The organism is Rheinheimera mangrovi, assembly GCF_003990335.1.
In the GTDB taxonomy this organism is placed as follows: Bacteria; Pseudomonadota; Gammaproteobacteria; order Enterobacterales; family Alteromonadaceae; genus Pararheinheimera; species Pararheinheimera mangrovi.
The window spans coordinates 244,849-260,000 of record NZ_CP034683.1 but is presented as its reverse complement, the minus strand read 5'-3'; the positions used below and the strand labels follow the sequence as shown (position 1 = coordinate 260,000).

Below are 15,152 nucleotides of genomic sequence, written 5' to 3'. Positions count from 1 at the left end.
CTTTAAGTATTTATATGTATTTACTCTGACTCTTTCATCTTTATTACTTAGGAAATCTTTATGTTAGCTAATTTACAACGATCCTTACCTTTTACTCTGGCGTTAGCCATCATTGTTTATCTGGTTCTACTGTTAATACCTGATCTTGCTTTAAGTGCTTCTGTATTAGTGACCATAGGTGTAGTGCTGGGTGGTGTATTGGTGCCTGTTCTGGTTGAAGTCAAAGGTGCCTCTATTGCAAGCACAGGTTCTCCTGCAGCAGCTAAAACAAACTACGACGGTGAAACCGCTACTTTATATGTAGGTAACTTACCTTACCGTGCCAATGAAGATGCTGTACGTGAGTTGTTCCAAAAGTTTGGTGTAGTCGTCAACGTACGCTTGATGAAAGATCGCCAGACAGGTCGTCGCCGTGGTTTTGGTTTTGTTGAAGTGGCAGCCAAAGATGCCAATAAGATGATACAGAAGCTAAACGACTTTGCGTTCCAGGAACGTACGTTAAAAGTGCGTGAAGCCAAAGAACGTCAGGATGGTGACGATAACGACGAATAAACTGTATTAGTCCTGGTATAAATCTGGCCAGCAGCTCTGCTGGCCAAACCCCATCTGTTTGACTCTTAATTTTTGCTGCTCAGTCAGCTCTTGTGTTGCAACAAAACGATCCTGACCCTTCTCTTTATATAGATCAGTGATCGCTGAAGTTAAATGTTGAACCCTTCTGGCTATCGCATCGGCGGTATCAAACAACTTTGGCGCATCAGTAAACGCCGCACGGATCTCTTCGGCTAAAAAAGGAAAATGAGTGCAGCCTAAAATAATAGCTTTGGGGGCAAACTCATTTAAGCCACTATCTTTGATAACCAGAGCCACTTGCGCTTTTACATCAGCATCTGCCCAGACTTTTTGTTCTGCCAACATCACCAGCTCACTGCTACCAACAAGTTGCACCTGACTTTCTCCGGCATAATCAGCAACCAGCTTCTGTATATAGTGGCCTTTGACTGTGGCTGGAGTGGCCAGCAACGCCATTTTTTCGCCAGCACAATATAATGCAGCAGGTTTAATGGCTGGCACTACACCGACAAAAGGCAAATCAAACTGCTGACGTAACCAATCTACCGCCTGAGTAGTAGCTGTGTTGCAGGCGATAACAATCAGATCCACCTGATGAGTCAGCAGATGTTCGGTTAGTTGTTTTAAGCGCTGGCGGATAAATAACTCCGACTTAGTGCCATAAGGCAGGTATCTGTTATCCATCATGTAGAAGTAGTCCGCAGGCACTAAAGCACGCACCGCCTCTAATATAGAAAGACCACCCACTCCACTGTCGATAAAACCTATGCGCATACCGCTGTCTTCTATAAGAGTATCTGCTGAAAAACTATGGCGCTATTTTGCCAGACATTCGCCCGCTAAGGCAGTTGCTCTGCTACTTTTATCTGCAGCTTGCTTTTGCTGATAGACATTCAGGCAAAAGCCCTTAGAATAGGCCGCTTTTTCGACAACAGGTGACAGGCAATGGCTTTAGGGCAAGTATTTCCGGATTTATATGAAACTCAACTGGCAGAAAAGCAAGCGGGCATACAGCAGCTATTTGCATCCTATGCGTTGCCAGAGTTAGAGTTGTTCCGCTCCGAATCCAGTCACTACCGTCAACGTGCTGAATTTCGGGTCTGGCATGAAGGGGACGATTTGTTCCACATTATGTTTGATTCTGAAACCAAGCAAAAACAGCGCATTGATTACTTCCCTGTGGCCTGCAAACAAATAGCAGATTTTATGCCTGTACTGCTGGAAGAACTGAAAAAGCGTCCAGCGCTGCGGAACAAGTTATATCAGATTGATTACCTGAGTGGTTTAAGTGGCGAGTTGTTGGTTTCTCTTATTTATAAGAAGCCGCTGAGTGACGATTGGGCCGAACAAGCCGCTTTATTAAAAGCTGATTTAGCAGAGCAATGGCCACTGGACTTGATTGGCCGTTCGCGTAAGCAAAAAGTGTTAGTGCATCGCGACCATATTATTGAAAGGCTAAAGGTGAAAGATCGCACTTTAAGTTACCAGCAAATTGAAAACAGCTTTACCCAGCCAAATGCCAAAGTAAATCAGCAAATGCTGGAGTGGGCTTGTGATATATCCAGTCAGCTCAAAGGCGACTTACTGGAACTCTATTGTGGTAACGGTAACTTTTCACTGGCCCTGACGCCTTATTTCCGCCAGGTGGTTGCTACCGAGATTGCCCGCAGCTCAATTAAATCCGCACAGCTGAATATTGAGATGAATCAGGTGACCAATTTGCAGGTACTGCAGATGTCGGCGGAAGATGTCAGCGCGGCTATGGCGACAGGCAAACAATTAAAGAACCTGGATTTATCAGAGTTGCAGCTGGATACTATTCTGGTTGATCCGCCACGGGCAGGTTTAGATCCGGCCACCGAAGCTTTTGTCAGCCAGTTTAACGATATTATTTACATCTCCTGTAATCCTGTCACTTTGGAACAGAACTTACAGCAGCTGAGTAAAACCCACGAAATCAAAGCTTTCGCGTTGTTTGATCAGTTTCCTTACACCCACCATATTGAATCTGGTGTCTGGCTTCGCAAGCTTACTGCTTAGCTTTGCGACAACTGGGTTTTACGACCATAACTGGCAGCACCATGAGCCATCCAGCGCAACTGCATAATAGTGCGCTGGGTAATTTGTTTACGCTGCTCTGCCGTTGCATCCAGCGCATCTGCCCCTGCATGAAAGACTAAGATCACCATAGCTTCCGCCTGCATCTGAGCACGTTCAGCCGGGCAATCTGTTTCTTTGCGCAGATAATCCGCCAGTTCAGCACCAAAATGATAAATCTCCCGCGCTACAGCGCTACGAAAAGCCGCCGATGTACCTGAACGTTCACGCAGCAACAAACGAAAGACATTGCTGTGGCCTGTGACAAATTCCATAAAGGTTTCAATTGAGGTGCGGATCACACTGCCATTGGCTTCAATGCGATGTCGGGCCTGGCGCAATAACTGACGAAGCATTAGACCGGCTTCATCGACCAAGGTAAGCCCGAGCTCATCCATATCGGTAAAATGGCGGTAAAAGGACGTTGGAGCAATACCTGCCTCGCGCGCTACTTCACGTAAACTTAAACTTGAGTAGCCCTTATCAGCGCTAAGCTGCTGAAAAGCTGCATCTATAATAGCGCGTCTGGTTTTTTCTTTTTGTTGGGCGCGGGTCACGGCTCACTCCTTTTTGCTTCTTCCTCATTTTAACGCTTGACCCTGCAACTTTGCACGGCTAAATTAGCTTACAGTTGTAAGCCTAAAGTTCCCAAAATGAATAAACCCCCAATTATCTGGACCAACGTCATTCTGTTTGCGTCCACTTTTCTTGTTGCCGCCATTCTGGTGCCTTGGTATGCCATAGCTGTCGGTTTTACCTGGACGGAAATTATTGCCACTATTTTATGCTTGGGTTATTGCGGTATGTCGATCACAGCCGGTTACCATAGACTCTGGGCACACAAAACTTATGATGCGCATCCCGTTTTACAGTGGTTTTATGCCATAGGTGGTGCTTTTGCTCTGCAAAACAGCGCTTTGCACTGGTCTTCCGACCACAGGGTCCATCATAAATTTGTTGATCAAAACGATAAAGATCCTTACTCAGCCAAACGAGGTTTTTGGTTCAGTCATATCGGCTGGATGTTACGCGAGTATCAAAGTAACACCTATGAGGATTACAGCAACGCCCGCGACTTACAGAACAATAAAATAGTGATGTGGCAACATAAAAACTACCTATTGCTGACGGTTCTAACCAACTTTGGTATCCCGCTGTTTTTAGGCTGGTTAACCGATAGCTATATCGGCATGTTATTAAGCGTTGGGGTTTTACGTTTAGTGCTGAGTCACCATTTTACGTTTTTTATTAACTCTTTAGCTCATATCTGGGGCAACCAGCCTTACACCGACCAGAACAGCGCACGGGACAACGGCATACTGGCGTTTTTAACTTATGGTGAGGGTTACCATAACTTCCACCATATTTTTGAATACGATTACCGCAACGGCATTCTATGGTGGCAATTTGACCCAACCAAATGGCTGATAAAAAGCTGTTCCTGGTTAGGCTTAACCCGCAATTTACGGGTCTGCCCGCCGGACCGTATCGAAAAGGCCAAAGTACAGATGCAACTTAAACGTGCACAGGCCAAAGTGTCGCACTTGCCAGACGCTGAACTGGTGATGCAACGCCTTGAACATGAGTACGAGCTGCTGATGGAAAAAATGCATGCGTATTACGAAGTGAAAAAAGTACTGTTGCAGCAGAAAAAACAACAGTTGATGCAACAGTACAATGAATTTGATTTAAAGCAGCAAATGCTGGAAGTACGGCTTAATCTGCAACTGCAGCAAAAACGCTGGCAGCAGCTAACCGCTCAATTTGCTTAAGCATTTGATAAAAAATTACGAAAGGTGGCATTTGCCGCCTTTTTTATCGCCTTTCATTCAGGATTTCTGATTAAATATAAAGAATGCAGTCAGCGAAGGAAGAACCCGTGGTCAAAGCAACTCAAAGCAAAACATATGATTTTGATGCAATTATTATAGGCACAGGTCCAGGCGGCGAAGGTGCAGCCATGAATCTGGCGAAAAGTGGCAAAACTGTAGCTGTGATTGAACGCCATCAGCAAGTCGGCGGCGGCTGCACACACTGGGGTACTATTCCTTCCAAGGCGCTACGTCATTCGGTCAGCCGTTATATTGAGTACAAAGAAAACCCGCTGTTTCAGATGGATGATCAATCGTCCAATCTGACCTTCCCACATATTTTAAAACACGCTGCCGGCGTGATTCGTAAACAAGTACAGCTGCGCGGCAGTTTTTATGAGCGCAACAGAGTAAAAGTATTTCAGGGTAATGCCTCATTTGTCGACGCACATCAGATCCGGATAGAGCAAAACGGCTCGCCGGACCAGATTATCTCTGCCGAACATATTATTCTGGCCACAGGCTCTCGCCCTTATCGACCACAAAATGTCGACTTTACTCATAGCCGTATTTTTGACAGCGACACCATATTGTCGTTAACAGATGATGTGCGACATATCATTATTTTTGGTGCAGGCGTGATTGGTTGTGAATACGCGTCGATTTTCCGTGGTTTAGGTGTACGGGTCGATTTGGTCAATACCAGAGACAGGCTGTTGTCTTTTATGGACGCGGAAATTTCTGACGCCTTGAGTTACCACTTCTGGAACTCTGGTGTAACTATTCGCCATGGCGAAGAATTTGATCGGATTGAAGGCTGTGATGATGGTGTGATTTTGCACCTGCAATCCGGCAAAAAAATGAAAGCCGACTGTATCTTATTTGCCAATGGCCGCACCGGCAACACAGACAAGCTCAATCTGAATGCAATTGGCTTAAAATCAGATAGCCGCGGCCAATTGAAGGTCAACGACAACTACCAGACTGAAGTCCCAAGCGTGTATGCCGTCGGGGATGTGATTGGTTACCCAAGCCTCGCCAGCGCCGCTTATGATCAGGGTCGTATCGCCGCTAACTCTATTATTCATGGCAACTGCAGCACTTATCTGATTGATGATATTCCGGTTGGTATTTACACCATCCCTGAGATGAGTTCTGTGGGTAAAAACGAGCAAGAGCTAACGGCGGCCCGTGTTCCTTATGAAGTAGGCCGGGCTCAGTTTAAACATCTGGCTCGGGCTCAAATCGCCAATACCAGTGTAGGCAGTCTCAAATTGCTGTTTCATCGCGACACCAAAGAGATTTTAGGCATTCACTGCTTTGGTGAAAGGGCCGCAGAAATAGTCCATATAGGCCAGGCCATTATGATGCAAAAAAATGGCGGCAATACCATAGAGTATTTCGTGCACACTACCTTTAACTACCCCACTATGGCTGAAGCCTACAGGGTTGCCGCTATGAATGGATTAAACCGTTTATTCTAAGCTGAAAGGTCAAATAAAAACGCCAGCTTCAATGCTGGCGTTTTTAATTCTAAGCACAACGAAAATTTACTCGTCGTCTTCTACAACTTCGGTGTTCATATGGTAAGTGCGGCTGAACGAATGCACTGCATCGATAAATACGCCAGCTTTCTCCGGATCAACATCAGGCGTTATGCCGTGCCCCAGGTTAAACACATGGCCTGATCCCATACCGTACCCATCCAGAATCGCCTGCACTTCCTGACGGATGCGCTCTGGTGTGCCTAATAGGATGGAAGGGTCCATATTGCCTTGTAGCGCCACCTTATCGCCGATACGAGAGCGAGCATGACGAATATCGATGGTCCAGTCTAAACCTACGCCATCACAACCAGTTGCTGCAATTTCTTCCAGCCATAAACCACCATTTTTAGTAAACAGCGTGACAGGCACTGGACGACCATCGGCAAAACGGGTTAAACCAGAGACAATTTGTTGCATATAGCTTAATGAAAACTCACGGTAATCGTGTGGAGTTAACACACCACCCCAGGTATCAAAAATCATCACAGACTGAGCACCAGCCGCAATTTGCGCATTCAGATACAAAATGACACTTTGCGTCAGTTTATCCAGCAGGATATGCACCACTTCTGGCTCTGTGTACATCAGCTTTTTGATTTTAGAGAATGTCTTGCTGCTGCCGCCTTCAAACATGTAGGTGGCAAGGGTCCAAGGACTACCGGAGAAACCAATTAATGGCACTTCGCCATTCAGTTCACGCCGGATAGTGCGCACAGCGTCCATCACATAACGTAATTCAACTTCCGGATCTGGCACAGGCAGCTGCATCACATCCATAAAATCGGTCAGTTGTTTGGTAAAACGCGGGCCTTCGCCTTCGCCAAAGTACAAGCCCATGCCCATAGCATCAGGGATTGTTAAAATGTCACTGAATAAGATGGCTGCATCTAAAGGATAACGTTTTAGTGGCTGCAGAGTGACTTCACAAGCCAGTTCAGGGTTTTTGCACAACGACATAAAATCGCCGGCAATAGCTCGTGTCGCTCTGTACTCAGGAAGATAACGACCCGCCTGACGCATCATCCATATCGGAGTTCGGTCGACTGGTTGTTTCATCAAGGCCCTTAAATAACGATCATTTTTTAATTGCATCTATCATCTGCCATCTTTTGATTTATCACTAGTTTATCACTGATGTCTGATCAGTCACTATTTTTTACCAAAAGCTATTTTTCCACAACGAAAAAAGCTATTGCCCTGCAAAAATACATCTGTTATAAACTACCTGCGCTAGTAAAGAACAAGAATAAAGAAACTCGTTTTAACGAGTCCAGGTAACGCAAGTTACACCTCCCTTAAGCCACGTTAGTGGCTTTTTTATTTCCCCCATCCCTGGGGTCCACCCTACCGGGTCAGTCAATCATCGACCACCTTTAGCAATATACTGAATCACCTGACCTGATAAGGTTGCCACCATTGGCACTTCCGGTAACTGATCCAGATCATACCAATGGGCTTCTTCAATTTCGTCCGGCTGACATACCAGCTCGCCTGACTTATAGTCGGCGATAAAAGCTGTCATCAGTGAATGTGGGAAAGGCCAGGGTTGGCTGCCCATATAACGTAAATTGGTGATATCAATACCCACCTCTTCTTTTACTTCCCGCACTGCAGCTTGTTCAAGTGTCTCTGCGGACTCGACAAAACCTGCCAGAATAGAAAAAAAGCCCGTTTTATGTCGTGCTGAGCGAGCAAGCAACAGTTGATTTTTGTCATTGACGACTGCAATCAGTACACAGGGATTAATGCGTGGATAACAACGATGGCCACATTTATGACAAAGCGCCGCCAGCTCCCAGTTCACCAAATGCATAGAACTGCCACATTGACCACAGTATCTGTGTGTTTGTAAAAATAAAGCGACCTGACAGGCTCTGGCTGCATGTTCAAAAATGGCTGCTGACTGCTGCAACAAAACACGGGCCGAATGCCACTGTTCTTCTGCTTCTGGTCTGTCGGTGTAATTCAACAGATAACAAGCCACTCCATCAATGGCACCAAGCAAACACAAAGGCTCAGTACCATCTAAGAATTCTGGTAATTGGTCGTAACGACACAGAGGTGGAGCAGCATCATCAGAACTTAGCCAAATTTTCCCCTGACTGACAATAAACCAGTGGCCATACAAGTCGGCTGCTGCGGGCACATTGTGCTTGATCATTTTTGTTTTACTCCACCACTTATTCGTGAAAACAAGCGTATGATAGAGCCAAAGACTGAGCTGACCAATAAAAAAGTAGTTGATCTTTATCCGAGAATTCTTTTAATTAGAGGTTAAGAGCAGTAAGTCATTTGAGTAAGGGGAAGTATATGTACACCCGTTTAGAGTCGGCACAGCAGAAATGGGGTGGCAGCCTGACAGCCATAGATAACTGGCTGGATGAAAGGCAGCGCCTGATTGTTCGCTATTGTGAGCTGGCTGCATTGCCTCCTTTTGACAAAAAAAGTGGGAACTCTTTGCCTGATTTGGCAGATATCCAGCACTTTTGCCAACTGCTGATGGATTATTTATCTGCTGGTCATTTTGAAGTCTATGAGCAAATCGTTTCGCAATGTGCCGTGAATGGCCATGATAGCCGTCAACTGGCTGACTCTTTGTATCCTAAGATCGCAAATTCGACGGATATGGCTCTGGAGTTTAACGACAAATACGCGGAAGTGGATGGTGAAGCCTTATCAAAGAACTTTGACCGCGACTTATCTATTTTAGGCCAAGCTTTGGTAGAACGTTTTGACTTCGAAGACGAACTGATCCAAACCTTACACAATAAACACTCCAGTGCAGTGTCGGCGTGAATTAGTTTAAAAAAAGCGACCTGATGGTTAATGCCAGTCAGTTAAGCTGACTGGCATTATTTTTTGTACGCATATTTACTCGGTTTTCGTTTCACTTGCCTTGGATACATGCGCTCTTCACGCCGGAACGGCAAGATAAAAAATTCGGCTTTTCGGGTTAAATCATCCAGTTCTTTTGGAATATGGTGGGCGCTGATTAAGGTAAATCCATGCTCGAATAAGCTGACTATGGCATTCGCGCATAAAGTAAAACTCAGCTCATTAGGGTAAATACCTGGCAAGGTTTTCGCCATCCTTACCATCTGGTAACGGATAAGGTTGTAGCACAGCAGTACTCCCCACAGCTCTTGCTTGACCATGTCTGATTTCTTGCTTCGTAGCGTAAATTCGCTGTCCAGCAGATGCTGCTTCATCTCCCGATAACCCAACTCGATTTCCCAGCGCTGACTATATAAATCCACAATTTCATCGCCCATGAACGCTTTGGTATCAAGCATTGAGGTCAGGATAAAGCACTCTTTGCCTTTGATTTTTTTCTGCAGTAACCGCGCTTCCATATACTCCGGCAAGCACTGCCATTTCTTTCTTGCCTGAGAACTTGTTGTCAGTCGTACCAGGTAGTCCTGCTTTCCAAGCTTTTCTATCACTTCATACTGAGTGCCTTTTTTCAGCGGGATAAGCCAGTGCCGGCTTTGCCATTTGCTCTGCCATGCGTGCAGCAGCCCTAACGAATAAAACCCACGGTCAAATAACGTCAGGCTGTTGTCCGGCGTATTTTCAACCAGTTGCTCTGCCAGCACCATTTCATTGGTGCTGTACCCATCCATGGCTGCATTCACTAGCAAATGACTGGTCAGTTCCATCTGACACACCATTCTGACCATGGGCCAGGCCGATTCGCCAGCTGTGGTTTTTGGCTTCGTAAAGGCTTCTGTATTTTCCTTTGTATCTGGTGTACGCCAGACAACTCCGTCCACCCCCAGTAACTGCAGACCGCACCAGCGTGGGTGTTCGGCTTCCTTGTGCCACAGCCTTTGATTGTGATGAAACACCTGCCGCATCGCTTCAAAACCCAACCGCTGCCTCCCCTGAACAACAGCGCTGGGGGCTACCAATTCACGTCGACCGGGTAGCATAATTTGCATCTTATCCGCAATGCTCCAGACATCTTTACCACGATAAAGCGCCATACCAAGTACAACCAACACCAAGGATTCTAAGGGCAATCGACGACGACGCACGGTCGCGACACCAGCCTCTTCAAGGCACTGGCTGATAAATTCTTCGGGTAAAAGCTGGTGTAACGCACCTGTATTCAGGTTCGTTGGGAAATAGCGATTGGCAAGGGTTAAAGCGGTAACTAATTGCATAGAAAAAGGCCTGCAACATCTCTGTTGCAGGCCTTTATACATTAACCACTGGATCGGTCAACCGATCTGATATTTGCTTAACTGATCGGCATTAGACCTGATGGTCGCTTTTTTATTGGGTTAAGAATTACTTTTTCTCAGCAGGCGCTTCTTCAGCAGCCGGGGCTTCTTCGCCAATACCTAACAGTTCAACGTCAAATACTAAAACGCTATTCGCCGGGATAGTACCCATATCACGCTCACCATATGCTAATTCAGCAGGGATAGTGAATTTGAACTTAGAACCAACGCTCATCAACTGAACGCCTTCAGTCCAGCCTTTGATTACTTGGTTTAACGGGAACTGAGCAGGACCACGTTCTTTTGAGCTGTCAAATTCAGTACCATCAACCAGAGTACCAGTGTAGTGCACACGAACTACGTCAGTTGCAGCTGGTTTTGGACCGTCAGCAGCTTGAACTACTTCATACTGTAAACCTGATTCAGTCACTTTCACGCCTTCTTTCTTCGCGTTAGTTTCTAAATAGGCTTTACCAGCAGCAACGTTTTGTTCTGCCTGAGCTTTTGCTACTTCAACTTGTTTTTCACGGGCTGTTTGTTCTAGCGCCATCATTACTTTCTGAACTTCTTCTTCAGTCAACTGAGATTTACCAGCTAACTGATCCTGAATACCACGAACTATAGTTTCTGAAGCTAAAGGTAAACCTAACTTCTCATGTTCTTTAATAGTAGTGTCGATAAAACGACCAGCAGATACACCTAAGCTATAAGACTGTTTTGCAGCATCAGTATCTAAAACCAGAGGCTTTGGCTGCTCAGCTTCTTTGTTACAAGCAGACAAAGTTAAAATGGCAGCCGCAATCAGCGACACCTTAGTTAATAAACGCATGTATTTCTCCAATAAATAAGCAGGTTTGGCTGCAAAATTGTGTTTTAATAAGTTTAAAGGTTTTCTGCAACGTCCCTATACTAACGGTTTGTGCTAATGACGTTAACCCATAGCGGTAAATATCTGACGATTTTTCTGGCATTTTGTCTCTTTGCCTGCTCAGAAGTTCAACCAAAATCTGTGCGGCAGGTACAGCACACTGAAACGCCCTCTTATGGCGCTGCGATTAATGACAAATCAACGCGAGTCGCAGTGTCGGCTTTAGACGAAGGTGTTACCGTTTGGGACCTGCAAAAAGATACTGCTATGTATTCGCTGGGTCATCAGGAAAAAAGCGATAATCAAATTTTATCCTTATCATTAAGCCCGGATGGCAGTCACTTATTAACGGGTGACAGCAAAAACTTTGCTTTGTGGCAAATGAATGATGGCCGGAATATTGGTTTTTGGTCGGTAAAAGATGCCACCATTCGCGACTTGGCTGTGTCTGATTATGGCCGCCATATGTTGGTAGGGCAAAGCGACGGCAAAGTGCAACATATCACCTTAAGTTCAGGACGCCGTATTGAGTTTTTAGGTCACACTGAAAACGTCAACTCAGTCGACATGTCCGCCAACGGTCGTTTTGCTTTAACAGGTTCCAATGATCATTACGCCTATTTGTGGGATACAGAAACGGCGCAGATTGTTTATAGTTTTCCACATCCAAACCGGGTCACTAAAGTAACCTTGGATCAACAAGGCCGCTATGCCTTTAGTGCGGGTAGTGAACTGCAAGGTTTTATCTGGGATCTAAAAACAGGGAAACAAATCAGCCAGCTGGAATTATCCAGAGCGCAAATTATTACCGCCGCCCGCTTTAGCCCTAATGGCAAATGGTTAGTGACAGGTTCGCCGTCCAGAGCATTAATTTTATGGGATGTAGCGACAGGGAAAAAATTACAGCAATGGCAGGTCAGAGCTATTCTTAATAGCAGGCCAGCCAGTGCGGTGATCCATGCAGTGGCATTTTTGAATGACAGCCAGATTATCAGTGAAAGTTCCAGTGGCGTAGCCGAAGTATGGGAGATCAAACAATGACAGAACAAGTAGTAGAACTACAGCAACAACTTATTGATCTGGAAAGCAAACTTGCATTCCAGGAAGATGTGGTGCAAACCCTGAATGACGAGTTGCACGAACACCAGAAAAGTATCGAAAAACTGCAACGGCAAGTGATGCTGCTGGCAGAGAAAATCAGCAAGGGCAACGACAGTGGCATATTACGTTTAGATGAAGAGCCACCACCGCCGCATTATTAATATCCCTGATTATTCAGGTTTGAACACCCCTATCACCTGTTCAGCAGCACGCGAAGCTTTTGCCACCTGCTGTTCAGGTTGTGCCATATGATGGCCACACTCTACACATTCAACTTTTTCTACATTGTTCTCAACAAACAACATCAAGGTATCCATGGCTTTGCATTGTGGGCAGGTTGCACCGGCAATAAAGCGTTTTTTCTTTCTGTCTGTCATATTTTTACTCTCCAAACCGGGCTTTTATCGCATCAATACCGCTTGCACTCTTGGTTTGTCGCCACTTTGCGATTAGAGTAGCAACCAATTTTCGTCCAGGCTAAAACACCATGATCCAACTGCAAAACGTCGAACTACGACGCGGTATTAATTGCTTACTGCAACAGGCCGATCTTACCGTATTTCCGGGGCAAAAGGTCGGAATAATTGGCGCCAACGGCTGCGGCAAATCCAGTCTTTTTGCTTTGCTGCAACAAAAGCTGCAACCTGACGCAGGTTCTGTTGCTATTCCCTCCAGTTGGACTATCTCCACTGTGGCGCAGGAAACTCCGGCGCTGGATATGTCCGCCATGGATTATGTGCTGCAGGGTGACGAAAAACTTTATCCATTATTACAGCAATTAAAAATTACCGACGGCAGTGTCGATTTAGCTGCAGTGCATCACCAGATTGATGCTTTAGACGGCTACAGAGCTGAAGCCAAAGCCGGTGTATTGCTAGATGGTTTGGGTTTTAGTGGTGCAGCGCAGCAACATAGCGTGAAATCGTTTTCTGGTGGCTGGCGCATGCGCTTAAACCTGGCGAAAGCCTTAATGCAACCAGCCGAATTGTTGTTATTGGACGAACCCACTAACCACTTAGATTTAGACGCTGTGCTGTGGCTGGAGAAATATCTGGCATCCTTTACCGGCACTTTATTATTGATCAGCCACGACCGCGATTTTCTGGATGCTGTGATTGATAATACGGTACATATCGACAATCAGACCTTAACTTTATACAAAGGCAACTACAGCCAGTTTGAACGTCAACGCGCTGAACATTTGTCACAACACCAGTCGATGTTTGAAAAACAACAACGTCAGGTGGCGCATCTGCAAAAGTATATTGACCGTTTCCGCGCTCAGGCCACTAAAGCTAAACAAGCGCAAAGCCGGATCAAAGCGCTGGAGCGGATGACTTTATTGGCGCCAGCTCATGCTGATTCACCTTTTCAGTTTGAGTTTTTGGACCCGAGGTCTTTACCTAACCCACTGCTGAAGATGGAAAATGTCAAAGCAGGATACGGTGATACTGCCATTTTGCAGCAGATTAACTTTCAGTTGCTGCCAGGCAGTCGTATAGGTTTGTTGGGCCGTAATGGCGCTGGTAAATCTACACTGATCAAAATGTTATCTGGTTCTTTAACACCCCAAGCCGGTGAAATTTGGTATGCCAATGGTGTTAGTATTGGTTATTTTGCGCAGCACCAGTTAGAAACCTTAAGGCCGCAGGATTCGCCACTGCAACATTTGGTGCGTTTAGCCCCTGATGCGACCGAACAACAATTGCGGGATTATATTGGTGGCTTTGGCTTCCACGGCGATAAAGCTCTGTCGCCTTGTGCGCCTTTTTCCGGCGGTGAAAAAGCCCGTCTGGTATTGGCCTTACTGGTGTATCAGCGCCCGAACCTGCTGTTATTGGATGAACCAACCAACCACTTAGATCTGGACATGCGTGAAGCCATAGTGATGGCCTTACAAAGCTTCGAAGGCGCTATAGTGGTGGTGTCGCACGACCGCCATTTACTCAGCAGCACCACAGATGAGTTTTATCTGGTGGCCCATGGCAAAGTAGCGCCCTTTGCTGGCGACTTATCCGATTATTATCAGTGGTTGCAGCAAGATCAGCGTGCCAGCAACGCCGCATCGACTTCTGAAGAAACAGTCACTGCAAACAGTGCACAAAATCGTAAAGACCAAAAACGACTTGAAGCGGAACTGCGTACGTTGCAACGACCGTTAAAGCAAAAAATTGAAAAGCTGGAACAGCTACAAGAAAAACTGCACCAGCAACAACAGCAGATTGAAACTGCCCTTGCTGATGCCGGTATATACGATGCTATTCGTAAAGCAGAGCTGACCAAGACATTGGCTGAACAACAAAAAGTCCAAAAGGAATTATCTGAAGTGGAAGAACAATGGTTCGAAGCTCAGGAAGCATGGGAGCAACAAAGTGCGGAATTCTGGCAAAAAAACTCTTAATTCTGAGCAGTTTTGGCAGTACAGCCTGAGCTTGTATCCGGCCGTTAAAGACTTATGTCTGCAATGGCAGGACAACTTTGGCGTGAACATTAACCTGTTGTTGTTTTTACTGTATCTGGACAAACAGCAGCAAAGTTTAAGTGAAGCCCAGCTGCAGCAACTGGAAGACTTGCTCAAGCATTTCAGCACTGAGGTCACTCAGTCTATTCGTGCTTTGCGCCGCACCTTGCCCTCTCCATGGCTGCAGTCGGATATGCAACAGCCTTTACGTCAGCAATTACTGAGCACTGAGCTGGCAGCAGAAAAACTGGAGCAGCAATTGCTGGTGCAGCAATTTAACCAGTTGGCTGTGAGTGACGATATCTTGCCCCACAGCCAGTTGCTTGACCATTATTTATTACTGATTAACGCGCCAGTTGAACAGCTGGATGCTGAAATTCTTGATCTGTATCAACAAAGCCAGCAGTTGGAACACTTCTAAAATCCAACTTTGATCTACATCAGGCTTTGCTTCCACTGATGCTTCTA

General features: G+C 45.8%; 16 protein-coding genes. 9 read left to right on the top strand and 7 right to left on the bottom strand.

The window, feature by feature from the left end:
• Positions 1-60 precede the first annotated feature (60 nt).
• A complete protein-coding gene (locus EK374_RS01215) occupies positions 61-552 on the top strand; it encodes an RNA recognition motif domain-containing protein (protein WP_127019425.1) in 492 nt (163 codons plus the stop codon).
• 6 nt (positions 553-558) lie between these two features.
• Here the strand turns inward: EK374_RS01215 and murI are convergent, their stop codons facing one another.
• Positions 559-1,347 (bottom strand): glutamate racemase, encoded by a 789-nt coding sequence (gene murI / locus EK374_RS01210; RefSeq protein ID WP_127019423.1) that lies wholly within the window; start codon positions 1,345-1,347, stop codon positions 559-561.
• A gap of 171 nt (positions 1,348-1,518) precedes the next feature.
• On the opposite strand from murI, the gene trmA reads away from it, so the two are divergent.
• Positions 1,519-2,613: a tRNA (uridine(54)-C5)-methyltransferase TrmA gene (gene trmA, locus EK374_RS01205; protein WP_127019421.1), complete on the top strand. Its 1,095-nt coding sequence runs from the start codon at positions 1,519-1,521 to the stop codon at positions 2,611-2,613.
• On the opposite strand, the gene fabR is transcribed toward trmA, so the two are convergent.
• A complete protein-coding gene (gene fabR / locus EK374_RS01200; protein WP_127019419.1) occupies positions 2,610-3,227 on the bottom strand; it encodes an HTH-type transcriptional repressor FabR in 618 nt (205 codons plus the stop codon). The genes trmA and fabR overlap by 4 nt on opposite strands.
• Before the next feature lie 96 nt (positions 3,228-3,323).
• Here fabR and EK374_RS01195 point away from each other — a divergent pair, with 96 nt between their 5' ends.
• Both EK374_RS01195 and sthA read left to right on the top strand, forming a co-directional pair.
• Complete coding sequence (locus EK374_RS01195) at positions 3,324-4,442, top strand: acyl-CoA desaturase (protein WP_127019417.1); 1,119 nt, start codon at positions 3,324-3,326, stop codon at positions 4,440-4,442.
• A gap of 107 nt (positions 4,443-4,549) precedes the next feature.
• Complete coding sequence (sthA, locus tag EK374_RS01190) at positions 4,550-5,965, top strand: Si-specific NAD(P)(+) transhydrogenase (protein ID WP_233280308.1); 1,416 nt, start codon at positions 4,550-4,552, stop codon at positions 5,963-5,965.
• 66 nt (positions 5,966-6,031) lie between these two features.
• Here sthA and hemE read toward each other — a convergent pair whose 3' ends face one another.
• Together hemE and nudC are read right to left on the bottom strand one after the other, a co-directional pair.
• Entirely contained in the window at positions 6,032-7,120 is a 1,089-nt protein-coding gene (gene hemE, locus EK374_RS01185) for a uroporphyrinogen decarboxylase (protein WP_127019413.1), read from the bottom strand.
• Between the two features lie 268 nt (positions 7,121-7,388).
• A complete protein-coding gene (gene nudC / locus EK374_RS01180; protein ID WP_127019411.1) occupies positions 7,389-8,189 on the bottom strand; it encodes an NAD(+) diphosphatase in 801 nt (266 codons plus the stop codon).
• A gap of 149 nt (positions 8,190-8,338) precedes the next feature.
• Between nudC and rsd the strand changes: the two genes are divergently transcribed.
• Entirely contained in the window at positions 8,339-8,824 is a 486-nt protein-coding gene (rsd, locus tag EK374_RS01175) for a sigma D regulator (RefSeq protein WP_127019409.1), read from the top strand.
• 56 nt (positions 8,825-8,880) lie between these two features.
• Here rsd and EK374_RS01170 read toward each other — a convergent pair whose 3' ends face one another.
• The gene (locus EK374_RS01170; protein ID WP_127019407.1) at positions 8,881-10,194 is read right to left on the bottom strand and encodes an IS4 family transposase; all 1,314 of its coding nucleotides are present in this window, start codon (positions 10,192-10,194) and stop codon (positions 8,881-8,883) included.
• Positions 10,195-10,321: 127 nt separating this feature from the next.
• Positions 10,322-11,083, bottom strand: coding sequence for an FKBP-type peptidyl-prolyl cis-trans isomerase (fkpA, locus tag EK374_RS01165; RefSeq protein WP_127019405.1), 762 nt, complete (start codon positions 11,081-11,083; stop codon positions 10,322-10,324).
• Positions 11,084-11,179: 96 nt separating this feature from the next.
• On the opposite strand from fkpA, the gene EK374_RS01160 reads away from it, so the two are divergent.
• Positions 11,180-12,163 carry a WD40 repeat domain-containing protein gene (locus EK374_RS01160; RefSeq protein WP_127019403.1) on the top strand — a complete coding sequence of 328 codons (984 nt, stop codon included), beginning with the start codon at positions 11,180-11,182 and terminating at the stop codon, positions 12,161-12,163.
• Positions 12,160-12,384 (top strand): SlyX family protein, encoded by a 225-nt coding sequence (locus EK374_RS01155; protein ID WP_127019401.1) that lies wholly within the window; start codon positions 12,160-12,162, stop codon positions 12,382-12,384. The genes EK374_RS01160 and EK374_RS01155 overlap by 4 nt, the downstream gene beginning before the upstream one ends.
• A gap of 9 nt (positions 12,385-12,393) precedes the next feature.
• Here the strand turns inward: EK374_RS01155 and EK374_RS01150 are convergent, their stop codons facing one another.
• Complete coding sequence (locus tag EK374_RS01150) at positions 12,394-12,600, bottom strand: YheV family putative zinc ribbon protein (protein WP_127019399.1); 207 nt, start codon at positions 12,598-12,600, stop codon at positions 12,394-12,396.
• Positions 12,601-12,710: 110 nt separating this feature from the next.
• Between EK374_RS01150 and EK374_RS01145 the strand changes: the two genes are divergently transcribed.
• Together EK374_RS01145 and EK374_RS01140 are read left to right on the top strand one after the other, a co-directional pair.
• Positions 12,711-14,624 carry an ABC transporter ATP-binding protein gene (locus EK374_RS01145; RefSeq protein WP_127019397.1) on the top strand — a complete coding sequence of 638 codons (1,914 nt, stop codon included), beginning with the start codon at positions 12,711-12,713 and terminating at the stop codon, positions 14,622-14,624.
• Positions 14,596-15,105 carry a TIGR02444 family protein gene (locus tag EK374_RS01140; RefSeq protein ID WP_127019395.1) on the top strand — a complete coding sequence of 170 codons (510 nt, stop codon included), beginning with the start codon at positions 14,596-14,598 and terminating at the stop codon, positions 15,103-15,105. Before EK374_RS01145 ends, EK374_RS01140 begins: the two co-directional genes overlap by 29 nt.
• Positions 15,106-15,152 lie beyond the last annotated feature (47 nt).